This is a genomic window from Actinotignum vesiculae, from assembly GCF_051267215.1.
In the GTDB taxonomy this organism is placed as follows: Bacteria; Actinomycetota; Actinomycetes; order Actinomycetales; family Actinomycetaceae; genus Actinotignum; species Actinotignum schaalii.
Map to the genome: position 1 here is coordinate 1 of NZ_JBOZGG010000011.1, position 14831 is coordinate 14831.

The following is a 14831-nucleotide window of genomic DNA, read 5'->3' on the forward strand; positions in this document are numbered from 1 at the left end:
AGATGTCCGTGGCCTACCCTGACCGGTTTAATAAGTATTTATAAACAATGCTCACACACAAACAACTTGACACACTCTGGATTGAGGCATGGCAGTCTCGCCCAGATGGAGCAAAGCGCGCGGCGCTGTCAAGCTTCGAGATTATCGATTACTTCGTCACGAGAAAGAGTCCTGATTTTGCGCTACCGGATCGCAAGATCATCTATGATCCTTTCCCCTTCGAAGAAACCCCAACGCCGGCTTCGTTTTTTGAGAAACTTCGGGATTTGGGATGTCTTTCCATCTGACTCGCCTGAACGAAGATATTTTCCTCGATTCTTTCATTACAGGAAAAGACAACGACTCGCTCGGAAGGTGGCTCCGCGACAAAGCCCGCAAACTCCAGGAAGAGGATACCTGCGTGGTATGGGTACTTTGCCAAGAGAACTCGAGCGAGCCACTCGGATATTTCGCGCTTACCAGCACAAACGTCCCTACTACGAGCATCTTGAAGCGAGATCGATATCATTTCCCCGAGAACGGCAGCCTGTTGGCGGCTTACAATCATCACCCTGCTTTACTGCTAGGTAAATTCGCTCTCCACGCAGATTATGCAGGAAAAAGCTCGCTGGGCCCCTTGCTCATGGCACACGTATTTTCCAAGGCTGCAGCGGTAAGCGAGATTATCGGCGTACGGTATATCATCCTGCAAACACAGGTAAAATCCGTCGCCAATTACTACCAGCGCGAGTATGGTTTCACCTCACTCCACAGCAGCCAGGCTTCCACCTTCCCGATGTACAAGACAATTAGTGCTGCACGCGAAGCGATCACTCATTTCTCACCCTAGGGAAAGCGACCGAAGCCGATTATCCGGCCCGGTCACCGCTCTTGCTCGCAAAGAATGTGTTTTGCAACCTTCTGGGCACGGCGTGCACCGGCAAATACGCAGGCGAGCAGCACCACCATGCTGAGGATGATGATCGCAGCGAGCACCCCATCGGAAACCGGGAGGAATACCGCGAAACCGCTGAGGACCAGGCATGCCGTGGCAGCGGCGATCCACGGCCAGGCTGCGGCGTGCGCTTCCTGCCACGTTTCCTGGTTCGTCATGATGATTTCGGTGCGGTACCCGATGAGTTCGTTAAGCTTGAGGGTCTTTTTGCGCGAGGCGTAGGCAAGCCAGCCACTAACCAGCGCAGAGCCCCATAAGGTCACCACTATCACTACCGCGATCTGCCAGGTCATTGGCCTCTCCCATCTTCCAGCTTCGTTGCTGGTGGTGATCTTCTCGGTGAACGGTGTTTTTCCAGGTGCCAGTTTACTGAGTGGTAGCGTCGTCGTACCAGTACCCACATCAAATTCGTAACCGATAGAACCTGTCGGAAATCCCGCCAGGTTGCCCCTGGGCATGCTGCGCTGCCAAAAACGTCCAAGTTCAGCGTGCCATGAGCTGCGAAAAATCGATGACCTGGTCTGCCCACGCAATTGTGGAGGGGCGGTGGGCGACCATGAGCACAGTACGGCCTGCGACGAGGCGCCGTATCGCTTCACCGATGACTGCCTCGGTGATGCTGTCCAGCGCGGAGGTGATTTCGTCGAGAAGGAGGATTGGGCTGTCCTTGAGGAAAGCTCGGGCGATGGCAACGCGTTGTTTCTCCCCACCGGAGAGCGCATTTCCACCTGGACCCACCTGGGTGTCCAGGCCGGCGGGCAGCCGCTCGATAACCGGATCCAGCCCGGCCTGGCTTACCGCGGCGAGGATTTCTTCCTCCGTGGCATCCGGCTTGGCCAGCGTCAGGTTTTCTCGGATGGACCCGCTGAAGAGGTAGACGTCCTGGAACACCATTGCGATGTGGCGCATGGGCTGGCATTCGCGAATATCACGCCCACCGAGCGTGATGGTTCCGCCCTGTGGCTGCCAAAAGCCGGCGACCAAAGCCAATGCGGTCGTTTTCCCTACCCCGGAGGGGCCAACCAAAGCGGTCACTTTACCTGCCGGGGCTTTCAAGTTGAGGTCACGCAGCACGGGGTAGCGCGGATCGTAGCCGAAGGTCACCCCGGAAAACTCGATGGTGCTATCCGCAAGCGCGCCAGAATCCGTGTTCGAAGATCCATCCGACCCCGCGTTAACGGGCGCGAGCGCGCCAGAATCCGTGTTCGCGGGCGCGGTGACAGTCGAGATATCGGGCTGTTCCTCGGCGGCCGCGATAATTTCGCGCACCCGCTCGAGGGCCTGCATGGAATCCGTGAGCGCAGTGGAGTATAAAACTGATTGCGAGAGCGGCAGATTAATACGGGTGAGAACGACGGCGATGGCCAAGAAGCTCAGGAAGTCCAGGCCGCCACCAACCACCAGAGCTCCGCCCCAGCCCAGGCATACGGCGAAAGCCAGCTCGACTAGCAGGAGGAACGCGGAGGCCGGGCGGCTTTGACTGCGCAGCGTCCGCAGGATTCCGGTGGACTCGGCCGCGAGCGCCTCATCCAGGGGCTGCCATTGGGTTTGCCCGCTGCCGCGCAGGACTTGCTGGAGTTTCGCGAATTCGATAATCCGCCCGGCTACCCGGCGTGAGAGCCGGGCTTCGCTGGCTTGAGCTTCGCGCACTGCTCGGTGCATCCATCCCCAGATGAACCACAATCCGATACTGGTCACCGCGAGGACCACCCCGAGGCGCCATTCGACCACCGTGACCACCACCGCCATAACGAAGGGAACCACCACCCCTGAGATCACCGCAGGGAAGACCAGGGAAGCCAGGTGGGAGAGGGTGTTAACGTCTTTCGACGTGGCATTTATGACCGCGGTTCGACGGGACGGGGTGAACCACCCGACCGGGAGGCGTACTACCGCCGCGCCGATTTTCTTCATGAGCTCGTCACAGATCGCGTACACGCTCACCCGGTAGGACCAGCTCATCGTGACCACGTAGAGGAAAAATGTGATGGCGCCGCTGATGCATATCGCAATGAGCCAGGAGGATAGCTGCCCGCCGCCTGCTCCAGCACCACCGGAAACGCCAACGCCTCCCTCAGCGAGTAATGCCCGCAGGAACCCGATGAGCATCGCTAAGGTGATGCCCTGGGCCACCGCGGCCGCGGTGTAGGCCCCTATCAAGATTTTTATTTGGCGCACATGTAGCACGGTGCGCATCGCCGTGAGCATTTTCAGCATGGGATTCCCTGCTCTTTCAGCATGTCGCGGTACAGGCCTGCGGTGGACGCGAGTTCTTCGTGGCGGCCGGATTGTACGATCCGCCCGCCCGCAATTACCAGAATCTGGTCGGCTTGCGCGAGTCCGCTTAGCCGGTGGGCGATCACCAAGGTGGAGCTACGCCCGCGCCGTGCCGCGATGACCTGGTGCAGCGCCTGCGCAGTATGGGTATCTTGGTGCGCGCTTGCTTCGTCCAATATGAGGAGCGGCGGATCCGCAAGCAGCGTGCGGGCGATACTCAAGCGCTGCGCTTCACCACCGGAAAGCACAGCGGCCTCCCCCAGGATCGTGTCATATCCGGCCGGGAGCGCAGCGATCCGTTCGGCGATATGCGCGCGGGCCGCCGCTTCCTGTATCTGTGCATCGGTAGCCTCCCGGTTGCCGAGCAGGAGGTTATCCCGCACGCTCACCGAGGCTAGGGACACATCTTGAAATACTGTGCCCACTTGGCTGTAAAGCCCCGCACGGCTGTATTCGCGCAGGTCGTGCCCACCGAGGGTAATGCAGCCGCTTTCCGGATCCCAAAAACGTGCCGCGAGCGCGCCGATAGTCGTTTTCCCAGCTCCCGAGGGCCCGACCACGGCGGTCAGAGTTCCGGGTGGGAGGGTGAAACTAATATCGTGCAGGACCGGGCGGCCCGGAGCATAACCGAAGGACACATTCTGGAAACATAGTTCCGGAGCGGAAGCCGACGGGGCGGCCGAATCTGTAACGGCCGCATCCTTAGTGACCGAATCCGTAGCGCCCCCAACCGGAGCAGGAACCTGGTAATCCCCTACTTCCTGCGGTTTTTCGGCCAGCAGCGCTGCTGTATCTTCCCCGGCCCGCAGCGAGCCTTGCAGGTTCTGGGTGAGCGTGATGAGTTGCCCCAGGCCCGCGGGTAGCCCGAGCCAAATAGTGAAGAACGCCAGGCTGCTCGCGGGTGTGATCCAGCCGCTCCACACGAACCAGCAGATGAGCGGGGCGCTCCACGCGAGGATCACGCCCGGCTGGCTCAATGCGGATACCACCGCGATTCCTTTACCGGCCCCGGCCAGCCAGCGGAAGGAGGCATCGGAGTTTTCTTCCCGCGCCGCGGTGAAGCGCCCGCCGACTCCGGTGGCGGGGAGTTGGTAGTTTTTGATTTCTTTTATGCCATCGACGAGCTCCACGGTTGCGTCCGCGAGTTTCCGTTGGGCAACGTCGTAATCTTTAACGGCTTGATCCCCGCCACGGAAAGCAATCCCCATGGCCAGGCCAACGGCAACAATAAATACTCCGCCCAGGAGGAGCGCGAGCCGCCAGTCGAGCACGCACAGGTAAATGCCGCCTACCAGCGGTGCCACAAGCGCGCTGGCGAGTTCGGCGCTGGCATGGGCAACCAGAGTGTGGATGGCACTGGTGTCATCAACCACGATTTTGCGGATTTCACCAGGCCCCAGCCGCCGCACGTGCCCCAAAGGCAGAGCGCCTAAGTGCGTGATGATACGACGGCGCAGGCGGTGCCGCAGCCCTGCTTCGCTGATATGGGTGATGCCAACTGCCCAGTTGTAACAGATGTGATGTACCAACAAGCCCACCAGGGTGAGCCCCAACCACCACCAGATACGTGCCGTGCCGCGGCCGCCGAACCAGTCATCAGCCAGGCCAACTAATGCGATATACGGAATGACCGAAGCACCGGATCCAATCCCAGCAATAATGAAGGAGACCAGCATTGATGTGCGCACGGGTGCGACCAGCTGCCAGGTACTCGCTTCGCGGGTGCGCTCTGTGTTATTCCCTTGATGGTGAGACATGGGATCTTCTTTCTACCCGAGCGCATGCGTGCCGGAAGGCACCCGATCTTCCAGGAGACTCCGCCATCCGGCTTCCCGGAAGTTCTGAAGTAAGCCCAGGTATTTTTTGGCGTTCTCACGGTTGAGGCCTTGCCTGAGGGTACCGAAGAAGCCGTACCAGCCGGTTTCACACATGACCTGCGCGAACGCTGGCCAGACCGCATCTTCCGGGCCAAGCTCGATATATAGGCGGGCTTCATATTCGGCTAGGTCAGCTACGAAGCTCTGATAGGGAGTACCCGCGGATCCCCACAGAACTAGCTGAAATACGGTGAGGTGGTCATAGACGTAATCGATCATCCAGTCTGTGATACTGCTACCGAGATCCTCACCTGAACGGCTACCACCCTGCCCCGGTTCTTCCACGTGCGCCTTTTCGGGAAGTGGCTTTTCGGCGAGCGATTTTTCCGTGAGGGCCAGACCGCGCATAATTCCTTCGCGGTGCCGCTGGCGTAATTCCTGGCAACAGGGCTCCACAAGGGCCGCAAACAAGGCTTGTTTATTGTCAAAGTGGGTATAGAGGGCACCGGTGGTGACATTGGCTTCTTTGGCAATCACGCGCAAGCTGGCCGCTTCATAGCCGTGCTCGGAAAAATTCCGCAAAGCCGCGGCAAGGATCCGTTCCTGCGTTGAGCCATTTCCACGTGCCACCATCGCAACCCCACCTCACATAACACTGTTATGCGATAAGGATAGCCCGCCCGAGACAGTGCGGCAAGAGGTTATATTTTCGGGGTATAGGACCCGGCGTTAGCCCAGGTTGGCTCCTTGGCCAATACCTTAGCCGCTGTCTACGACGGATCGTGGCCGGTAATTTGGTCGGTAACTTAGACGTTATCTTGGTCGGTATCTTGGTCGGTATCTTGGTCGGTATCTTGGTCGGTCGACCGACCAAGTACATCGACTTCGGCTAAAGAATCACGGATTACCTCCAGCATGAGCTCCACGAAGCTTGAGCTTTCGCCGTCTTTACCCGATACCACGAAAGCTCGGTAATAATCCTGCTGGCGTGACCAGATGAATTCTTCCACGGGAAGCCAGAAGAAGAGCTCCTTCCATTGCCGAAGGAGCAGGGAATGCCAAAGCCGGCCCATGCGTCCGTTGCCGTCAGCGAAAGGGTGGATGAATTCAAATTCGTAATGGAAGACCGCGCTTTTCATAAGCGGGTGCAAGTTCGACTCTTGGTACCACCTGAGCAAATCTGAAATATGCTGCGGGACCAGATCCGCCGGCGGAGCCGCGTGCACAACCACATTCCCCGCAAAGACGCCCACACCGCCAGAGCGGAATCGTCCATTCTCCGGCACCAGCCCTCTCATCATGGTTCCGTGCGCACGCAGCACATCGCGCGCTGATATCGGATCGAGTTCAGGGAGCAGGTCATATGCACAGCCGGCGTTGTGCACCTCGAGAACCTCAGCAGTCCCCTCAACGGCGTGGTCGCCACCAAGAATGGCCCGAACAGAATCGAGCGGCAAAGAATTCCCCTCAATGGCGAGGGTGGCGTGGATTGCGCGAATGCGGTTCTCACGCCGCCCAAGCTCTCCCAAAGAATCCAGCCAGAATTTCCCATCGTTCCCCGGGCGTTTCAGCTTGTCGACAAGATTGCAGACCTGCCCGACCAGCGCCTCGCAGGCAGGTGTTATGCGCAGTGGTGGTTCGTAACCGCTCATCTCCCGATGCTATCCAAGCGTCATGCCCGCCACCCATCCACACGCCGAGAAACTGCATAGCAGGGCTACGCGCCGCGCACGCAAAGGGAAAGCCGCAGGTCAAAGCTTTGCAAGTCACCATCCTGTCGACGCCCCACATGCAAAGGAGCCGCCCCTGATAATTCAGGAGCGGCCCCTTGCGTTAGCCATGCGGCTGCTTCCGTCACCCTCTGGCAACTTCCGCAGCCGCGCGGCTGGTTGGGTAGCTTTCGGCTACCTCAGCAACATTGCGTTACTTCTTGCGGCGGCGAATGGCCACGCTACCCGCACCGGCAGCCAGCAGAGCGAAGACAGCCAGCGATGCCACATCGGCACCGGTCGCGGTCAGGCCCTTGGCCTTCTTGACCTTCTTAGTCTTCGGCGCAGCCTTACCCGGATCGTTCGGGTTCAACGGGTCGGTGCCGTTCTTAATCTCGTCACCATCGTTAATACCGTCACCATCCGTGTCGGCCTTATTCGGGTTAGTCGGCTTGCCACCATTCTTCGCGCCCGTCACCTCATCACCATCAGTGAGACCATCACCATCGGTGTCGGGGTTGAGCGGGTCAGTGTTACCAGGCTTGCCGTCCTTATTGAACTTATCGTCCTTGAACGGATTCTTGGTGCCATTCACCTCATCACCGTCATTGATGCCATCACCGTCGGTGTCCGGGTTCTTCGGATCAGTACCGATCACCTTTTCTTCACCATCGGTCAGGCCATCACCATCGGTGTCGCCCTTATTCGGGTCGGTACCATTCTTGATTTCGTCGCCATCATTGACGCCGTCACCATCGGTATCGGCCTTATTCGGGTTAGTCGGCTTGCCACCGTTCTTCACGCCCGTCACCTCATCACCATCAGTGAGACCATCACCATCGGTATCCGGGTTGAGCGGGTCAGTGTTACCGGGCTTACCGTCCTTATTGAACTTATCGTCCTGGAACGGGTTCTTAGTGCCATTCACCTCATCACCATCAGTGAGACCGTCACCATCGGTATCCGGGTTCTTCGGGTCGGTCTTGGTGGCCTTGGAGTCATCGACCTTCGGGGTGCCATCCTCATTACGAGCAGGCTTACCGTTCTCGTCGATATCCGTACCAGCTTCCTCACCATCGGTCAGGCCATCCCCATCGGTATCCGGGTTCTTCGGGTCGGTGCCCAGGTCCTTTTCACGACCATCAGACACACCATCACCGTCAGTATCGGGATTCTTCGGATCGGTCCCGTCCTTCTTCTCGTCCCCATCGTTCACGCCGTCACCATCGGTGTCAGCGTTATTCGGGTCCGTGCCGTCCTTGATTTCGTCAGCGTCGGTCACGCCGTCACCATCGGTGTCGACCTTGTTCGGGTTAGTCGGCTTGCCACCATTGTTCTTACCAGTCACCTCGTCGCCGTCATTGACCCCGTCACCATCCGAGTCGGGGTTGAGCGGGTCAGTGTTACCAGGCTTGCCGTCCTTATTGAACTTATCGTCCTTGAACGGGTTCTTGGTGCCATTGACTTCGTCACCGTCGTTGATGCCATCACCGTCAGTATCCGGGTTGGTCGGGTCAGTACCGATCTTTTCCTCTTCGGAATCGGTCAGGCCATCGCCGTCAGTATCCGGGTCCTTGACGGTCACCTTGGAGGTGTCGAGGACCTTATCGCCATCCTTGATGGTCACGGTGATCTCGGACTTGTCCTTGGCGCCGGCGGGCACCTTGACCACAACATTGCCATCCGCACCGATGGTGCAGGTAGCACCGCCGGTCGCTTCACACGTAGCCGAAGCCGGAATCGGGCCGTTCGCCGGATCCTTCGTGAGCGTCACGTCCGCGCCGGGCTTACCTTCGCCGTCGTTCCACGCCGGGCAACCGTTATTAGAAGCCGGCCCTGCGATGGTCGGGCACTGATCCTGAGCATCAGGCACGCCGTCGTTATCGCCGTCCGGGTTCGGAACCGGAGCGGGCGCCGTGACGGTCACTTTGGACTTGTCGAGGACCTTGTCACCGTCCTTGATGGTCACCGCAATCTCGGTACCGGGGGTTGCACCCTCCGGAACCTTGACGACGACGTTGCCATCCCCGCCAATGGTGCACGTGGCACCACCGGTTGCTTCACAGGTGGCCGAAGCCGGGATCGGGCCATTGGCCGGATCCTTCGTGAGCGTCACATCGGTGCCGGGCTTACCTTCGCCGTCGTTCCACGCCGGGCAACCATTATTGGAAGCCGGCCCTGCGATGGTCGGGCACTGATCGGCATCCCCGGAGACCCCGTCCTTATCGGGATCGGGATCGGCAATAGTCACGGTCGCCGTATCCAGGTCCTTACCGTTGGGATCCTTGACCTTGACGACGATCTGGTCCTTATCCTTCGCATTCGCGTTCGGAGTGACCGTGATCGAGCCGTCCTGGTTGAGCTTGGCGGTACCCGGACCGGTCACCTCAACGGTGGAACCATCCGGAACCGGGCCACCCGCGTTAGGCAGCTGCGCCGGCTCGCTCGGCTTGGTGGTCGTGTCATTCCAGGCCGGGTTATTCGGAGCAAGCACGGTCACCTTGGAGGTGTCCAGGTCCTTGCCGTCGTTCTTGACGGTCACCGGGATCTCGGTACCGGGGGTCGCGCCGTCCGGAACCTTCACGGTGATATTGCCGTCCGTGCCGATGGTGCAGGTAGCACCGTTACCCGCCACGCAGGTCGCGGTGCTCGGGATATCGCCGTTAGCGGGATCCTTCGCCAGGGTCACGTCCGCGCCGGGCTTACCCTCGCCATCACTCCAGGCCGGGCACCCGTTATTGGTGGCCGGGCCGGCGATGGTGGGGCACTTGTCTGCGTCGTCGTTCACACCGTCATTATCGGTATCGGGGTTCGGAACCGGATCCGGGGCCGTAACCGTCACCTTGGGTGTGTGGAGGGTCTTGCCCTCGTTCTTGATGGTCACCGGAATTTCGGTGCCGGGGGCGGTGCCTTCCGGAATCTTGACGACGACGTTGCCATCGGTGCCGATGGTGCACGTGGCACCATTGCCGGCCTCGCAGGTCGCGGTGCTCGGGATCGGGCCGTTCTTCGGGTCCTTCGTGAGCGTCACATCCGTGCCGGGCTTGCCCTCGCCGTTGTTCCACGCCGGGCAACCATTATTGGAAGCCGGGCCGGCGATGGTGGGGCACTGGTCTGCGTCGTCGTTCACACCGTCATTATCGGTATCCACCGGAGCCGGGACGGTCACAGTGACCGGAACCTTGACGGTATCGGTGCTGCCATCCGGGTAGGTGACAACAACGGGAACCTCGTAGGGGCCAGCGGCGGTACCCGCGGCCGGAGTCACCGTAATGGCGCCGGTTTCGGGGTTAACCGTGGCGGTAATCGGGGAGTTGTCGCCGAGCTTGAAGGTGGTCTTCTTGCCCTTCTCCGTCGGAGCGGGATCGGTTTCCTTCTCCGGCGTCTTCGTTTTATCGAAGGTCGGAGCCGGGACTTCAAGGGTCTTACCGGCCTCTACCGTATTGTCCTGCTTGTAATTCGGGTCGTAGTCATCGGAAATGACCGGAAGGACCTTGACAGGAACCCAGGTCTTGAGCTTGAGCTTCTTTTCCGGATTAAGCGGATCGTTGATCGTTACCTCAACTGGAATCCGATAATCGCAAGGGGCGACATCCGCGCCGGGCTTGACGGTCACCAGGCCAGTGGCCTTGTCGACGCTCGCCCACTTCTTGGCGCCTTCCCCGAGGGTGAAAGTAGCATCCTGAGGCAGGTTGTACTTCTTATCGCCGATCTTGGTGAAGCCCTTGACATCAGCGCTCAGCGTCGCATAGGGAGCCTTGCTCTTCTCGGTTTGGGTCTTCTTCACCTGGACGGCGTCGTACTTGATGGGCAGCGCACGCACGATAAAGGAATCAGAGGAAACTGCGTTATCGCCGGCGTACAAAGTAGCCGTGTAGATCTCGCCGTCCTTCACATCCGCGGGAACCTTGAGATTCGCCTTCTTGGCGTCGCTTAACTTGGTAATTCCCTCGGTTACCTGCACCTTCTTTCCCTTAGAATCGGTCCACTCGATTCGGTTAGGAAGCGGAGAGAGCTCCTTGCCGGTAAGCTTGAGCTCCGCGGTCTGGCCCGGGAGTGCGAAGTTATCACCAGTATCGAAGTTGGTGATATCCAGCTCCACATCCACCGCCAACACAAGCGCGAAGTTGACGTTATACCAGTTACGCCAACCCGGATTGAGTGCGGGAACGGCCTGCGGAGTCCATGACTTATTTGCATCCGCACCGTTGAACATCGGGCGAATAAACGCCGAGTAGTTAGGTACGACGCGTCCCTGCGGGTCCTTGACGAACATGTACAGATCGTCCGCAACCGTCATCGCGTTCTTCGGTAGGCGAATCGTGTACCGGCCCTCGTTATTCGTGGTTGCCGTGTAGGTATAAGCGATATATTCCGGATGCTCGGTAAGAACATCCTTGACTGCCTTTTCCTGGGCATTGAAAGTCTGAGCACTCTTCTTCGCCGCGGTAACCGCAGTTTTCCCTTCCGCGGTGAGCTTCGAGAGCACCACGGTGTAACCGGGAGCGACCGGGTCTTTAGTTCCGTTGAGATTCGGACCGGTGGCGGAATTGGCATAATCACCTGCACCGCTCTCAAACCAGAGCTGGCCGGATACCGTGTCCGTCACCGTGGTGTCAACCGCGGGGCTTTGGAGCGGGCCTTCGGTGTCACGAATCCATTCACCAGCCGGGCGGGTGGTGTAGTCACCAGGCTTGGTGTACATGAACACAGCAGTGCGCTGCATATTCGTGCTCAGCAACGGGAACTGGCCCAGATTAGAGTGGGTCGAGGTTCCCACGAAGGAACCCGGGAAGAATCCACCGGCCTGACGCATCATTGTGACGTCATTTCCAGCTTCGTTAGTGAAGCTAGGAATCCAGAGCCGGTACTGCTGGTCGCCTTCAGCGACGTATACATGGCTCTTGCCAGCATTATCAACCCAGGGTTGGCGCAAATCGAAAGCGTAGGCACCCGGACCGACCTGGCTACCGTCACTCTCCTCGAGCTGCTTGACCGTGGTGACGTACAGGGGAGAGGCGGCACCATCTTTATCACGCCACTGGAGGTACACCTTGGTTCCGTCCGGAACCGGGGTAGCACCATTAGAGGCGGTTGCGGGGGTGCCGATACCAGCGTAGTAAGCGCGACCACTTAGGGTGCTCTTCGCGTTCGAAGCATCGGTCGTGTTCTTCACCCAGCGATTCTTGATAGCGTCGGCTTCAATAGCGTTATCTCGCTTAAGCGGGATCGTAGGCTGTGCTTCTCCGGGCGTTTCTTTCCCGGCCTCAGTGGCGGTATCACCAACGTAGGTCGGACACTCTGGCGCAGAAGCCGGGGCCGGAGCGTTCGGCTGCGACTCAGGTGCGGCATAAGCAACACCAGAGACGAAGCCCGTCATGAGCGTAGCGGCGGTGAGACCAGCCCACAGCTTCTTACGGAAGCTCTGCCCCTCCTTTCGAGACGCAGGCGGAGTGAAAACGCCGGGCGTCGACGGGGTCGACTCCGAATGTAGGGACATCTTTTCTCCATGAGTAGGTAATTGGACATTTAGGTTCACCTGCCGCTACCCAAATAAACACGGGGAAAGATCGCGTGAGATTCTCCACCGCGTTAAGTAACTAGACATATCGCCTAAACAGTTCCACAACCTACCACAGTGCGAATATTGAATTATCTGGTGAATAAATTCGCACAATCACAGCCATTCAGAAGCTTGTTCACCTGGAGTTCACACACAGAAATAGCTGGCCCGATCCAGAATCGATTAAGAACCAATGTGATACAACTGGCGAGTTTTCGGGCTTTTTATGAACTTTTATTCACAGTTAGCTCGGAGAAGTGCTCCAAACCAAAATTGCAACCCACTCCCCTTCTGTACGTTTCCACCCGCAATAAACAACGTGAATAGTCATGCTTTTCCCAGAAACCCATTTGCGGGGATTTTTCGCCAAAAATGTAGCGCTGGTACCAAAGTCCCGGCGAATTCTCTGGAAAACCCCCCCCCCCCCGCCGAATTGCGTCGCTAAAATTCTCGAGCTCGACCATATGCATGTTTATGAGGTTTAGCCGTCCGACCTGGCACGATTCTCCAGAAAACTGTAGCATTTATCTCACTTTTCAATGGCCGAGATAGTGCCGCAAACCTCACCCGAGCCCAGCTCCACCCACCCTCCCCCACCTCCCACCCGGGACCTTTGAGCTAGCCCCTCGCTCTTATTAACTATGTGCCGCGACCTCGCTTAGAAATCCCAATCGTCATCGGTGGTATCTTCCGATTCCCCAATAATGTAGGAGGAGCCCGAACCGGAGAAGAAATCGTGGTTTTCATCGGCGGCCGGGGAGAGCGCGGTGAGGATCTCCGGGCTCACCCGTGTTTCTTCGCCACTGAAGCGCGCCTGGTAGCCAAGGTTCATGAGCGCCTTATTAGCGTTGTAGCGGACGAAAATTGCGACGTCGTCCATCAATCCCACGGGTTCGTAGAGTTCACCGGAGTACTCGAGTTCCATCTGGTAGAGCTTCTCGAGCAGCCCGTAGGTGAATTCTTCCATTTCCGCGCGCCGCGCTTCGCTGCATTCTTCCAGACCACGCTGGTACTTGTACCCGGAGTAGTACCCGTGCACCGCCTTATCGCGCAGGATGAGGCGGATAAGATCCGCGGTATTCATGAGCTTGCCGCGGCAGGACAGGTAGAGGGGCAGGAAGAACCCGGCGTAGAGCAGCAGCGAGGACAGCAGGGTGGAGGAAACCTTGCGCTTGAGGGGGTCCTCGCCCACGTAGTGTTCCAGCACCGCCTTGGCTCGCTGCTGGAGCAGCGGATTATCCACGGCCCAGGTGTAGGCTTCCTCAATCTGGGCGCTCGAAGCCAGGGTGGAGAAAATCGAGGAATACGAGCGCGCGTGCACGGCCTGCATGAAGGCAATATTGGCGTAGACGGCCTGCTCGTGTTCAGTATGCGCGTCCTGAATCTGGCTAATTTCGCCGATGCTGGCCTGCACGGTATCGAGCAGGGTCAGACCGGTGAAGACCCGCATCACGAGGGTCTGCTCCACCTCGCTCATGCGCTGCCAGGAAGGCAGATCATTGGAGAGCGGCACCTTTTCCGGCAGCCAGAAATTCGCGGTGAGCCGGCGCCACACCTCCAAGTCCTTCTCCTCCGGGACGTAATTCCAGTTGATCGGCCGGAAAGGCCCCTCGGGATGCTGGATGTACTGCGGCGGCATAAAGGAACGCAGGGTGTAATGCCGTCCATCAGGTGCGCTCATGACTTCTCCAATTTTCATCAAAACACTAGATATTGTGGTCACTTCAATTAAGACCACTAGATATAGTGTCGCATTGTGGGCGCCTAGGACTTAAGGCTCGCCGCAGTGGTGTATGTCATAACGACGACGCCACTCCTTTCCCGCCGAGCGCCCGAGCCACGAAAAAGCACCCCTGAGCCGGCCGGAGCCAACTCGGGGGTGCACTACGCGATGAGCGAGATTTACTTCTTCTCGACCAGGGCCACGAAGCGGTCAATATAGCCGCGCACGAAGTCCGCGGTATCGGCCTTGAGCTTGCCGGATTCGTCGAAGAGTTCCGGGGAGCGGCCCAGGAATACTTCGGGCTGCCCGGGCATGGGCATATCGAAGTAGGAAAGCGCCAGGCGCAGGTTCTTCTGCGAGCTGTAGCCACCCATGCGCCCCACCGAATGGCTGATAATGCCGGCCGGCTTGTTCTTCCAGGCCACATCGCTATTGGGCTTGGAGCCGATATCCACGGCGTTCTTCAGGCAGGCCGGCACGGTGCGGTTATTTTCCGGCGTGACGAAGAGGATGCCATCGCTGGCCTTAATGGTTTCCCGGAAGCTGGTGTAGCTTTCCGGCAGGGGTACGTCCGTCACAGCTGCGTCGTCGTAATCGAAGTTGTAAAGCGGCAGGTGACCGATCTCCACAATCTCCACCTCGTACCCTTCGGGGAAATAGCCGGCCACTTCGCTCGCGATTTTGCGCGCGTAGGAACCGCGCCGCAAACTACCCACCAGAATTGAAATCTTCATAAGTATCCCGCGCTTTTCACTCGTATATTGACTGGGTGTGCCGCGCCCGGCCGCCGCCACAGGCGCCGAAGCGG

10 protein-coding genes are annotated in these 14831 nt (G+C 58.8%); 2 read left to right on the forward strand and 8 right to left on the reverse strand.

What is annotated here, in order from left to right; genetic code table 11:
• Window positions 1-47 precede the first annotated feature (47 nt).
• A complete protein-coding gene (locus ACRQHG_RS06690; protein ID WP_435719833.1) occupies window positions 48-287 on the forward strand; it encodes a hypothetical protein in 240 nt (79 codons plus the stop codon).
• Window positions 272-829: a hypothetical protein gene (locus ACRQHG_RS06695; RefSeq protein ID WP_435719834.1), complete on the forward strand. Its 558-nt coding sequence runs from the start codon at window positions 272-274 to the stop codon at window positions 827-829. The genes ACRQHG_RS06690 and ACRQHG_RS06695 overlap by 16 nt, the downstream gene beginning before the upstream one ends.
• A 32-nt stretch (window positions 830-861) precedes the next feature.
• On the opposite strand, the gene ACRQHG_RS06700 is transcribed toward ACRQHG_RS06695, so the two are convergent.
• The 8 genes from ACRQHG_RS06700 to ACRQHG_RS06735 all read right to left on the reverse strand — a co-directional run bounded on the left by ACRQHG_RS06700 (window position 862) and on the right by ACRQHG_RS06735 (window position 14757).
• Window positions 862-1227: an SdpI family protein gene (locus ACRQHG_RS06700; protein WP_435719835.1), complete on the reverse strand. Its 366-nt coding sequence runs from the start codon at window positions 1225-1227 to the stop codon at window positions 862-864.
• 190 nt (window positions 1228-1417) lie between these two features.
• Window positions 1418-3151 (reverse strand): ABC transporter ATP-binding protein, encoded by a 1734-nt coding sequence (locus tag ACRQHG_RS06705; RefSeq protein ID WP_435719836.1) that lies wholly within the window; start codon window positions 3149-3151, stop codon window positions 1418-1420.
• The gene (locus ACRQHG_RS06710) at window positions 3145-4968 is read right to left on the reverse strand and encodes an ABC transporter ATP-binding protein (protein WP_435719837.1); all 1824 of its coding nucleotides are present in this window, start codon (window positions 4966-4968) and stop codon (window positions 3145-3147) included. The genes ACRQHG_RS06705 and ACRQHG_RS06710 overlap by 7 nt, the downstream gene beginning before the upstream one ends.
• A 12-nt stretch (window positions 4969-4980) precedes the next feature.
• Entirely contained in the window at window positions 4981-5661 is a 681-nt protein-coding gene (locus ACRQHG_RS06715) for a TetR family transcriptional regulator (RefSeq protein WP_435719838.1), read from the reverse strand.
• A 173-nt stretch (window positions 5662-5834) separates the two neighbouring features.
• Window positions 5835-6680, reverse strand: coding sequence for a Fic family protein (locus ACRQHG_RS06720; protein ID WP_435719839.1), 846 nt, complete (start codon window positions 6678-6680; stop codon window positions 5835-5837).
• 271 nt (window positions 6681-6951) lie between these two features.
• The gene (locus ACRQHG_RS06725; protein ID WP_435719840.1) at window positions 6952-12237 is read right to left on the reverse strand and encodes a Rib/alpha-like domain-containing protein; all 5286 of its coding nucleotides are present in this window, start codon (window positions 12235-12237) and stop codon (window positions 6952-6954) included.
• 721 nt (window positions 12238-12958) lie between these two features.
• Window positions 12959-13981 carry a class 1b ribonucleoside-diphosphate reductase subunit beta gene (gene nrdF, locus ACRQHG_RS06730; RefSeq protein ID WP_320753568.1) on the reverse strand — a complete coding sequence of 341 codons (1023 nt, stop codon included), beginning with the start codon at window positions 13979-13981 and terminating at the stop codon, window positions 12959-12961.
• A gap of 221 nt (window positions 13982-14202) precedes the next feature.
• Window positions 14203-14757 carry an NADPH-dependent FMN reductase gene (locus ACRQHG_RS06735; RefSeq protein WP_306471156.1) on the reverse strand — a complete coding sequence of 185 codons (555 nt, stop codon included), beginning with the start codon at window positions 14755-14757 and terminating at the stop codon, window positions 14203-14205.
• Between the last annotated feature and the right edge of the window lie 74 nt (window positions 14758-14831).

Coding starts and splice junctions, on each gene's coding strand:
- ACRQHG_RS06690 (WP_435719833.1), top strand. CDS start 48: ATGCTCACACACAAACAACTTGACACACTCTGGATTGAGGCATGGCAG.
- ACRQHG_RS06695 (WP_435719834.1), top strand. CDS start 272: ATGTCTTTCCATCTGACTCGCCTGAACGAAGATATTTTCCTCGATTCT.
- ACRQHG_RS06700 (WP_435719835.1), bottom strand. CDS start 1,227: ATGACCTGGCAGATCGCGGTAGTGATAGTGGTGACCTTATGGGGCTCT.
- ACRQHG_RS06705 (WP_435719836.1), bottom strand. CDS start 3,151: ATGCTGAAAATGCTCACGGCGATGCGCACCGTGCTACATGTGCGCCAA.
- ACRQHG_RS06710 (WP_435719837.1), bottom strand. CDS start 4,968: ATGTCTCACCATCAAGGGAATAACACAGAGCGCACCCGCGAAGCGAGT.
- ACRQHG_RS06715 (WP_435719838.1), bottom strand. CDS start 5,661: ATGGTGGCACGTGGAAATGGCTCAACGCAGGAACGGATCCTTGCCGCG.
- ACRQHG_RS06720 (WP_435719839.1), bottom strand. CDS start 6,680: ATGAGCGGTTACGAACCACCACTGCGCATAACACCTGCCTGCGAGGCG.
- ACRQHG_RS06725 (WP_435719840.1), bottom strand. CDS start 12,237: ATGTCCCTACATTCGGAGTCGACCCCGTCGACGCCCGGCGTTTTCACT.
- nrdF (WP_320753568.1), bottom strand. CDS start 13,981: ATGAGCGCACCTGATGGACGGCATTACACCCTGCGTTCCTTTATGCCG.
- ACRQHG_RS06735 (WP_306471156.1), bottom strand. CDS start 14,757: ATGAAGATTTCAATTCTGGTGGGTAGTTTGCGGCGCGGTTCCTACGCG.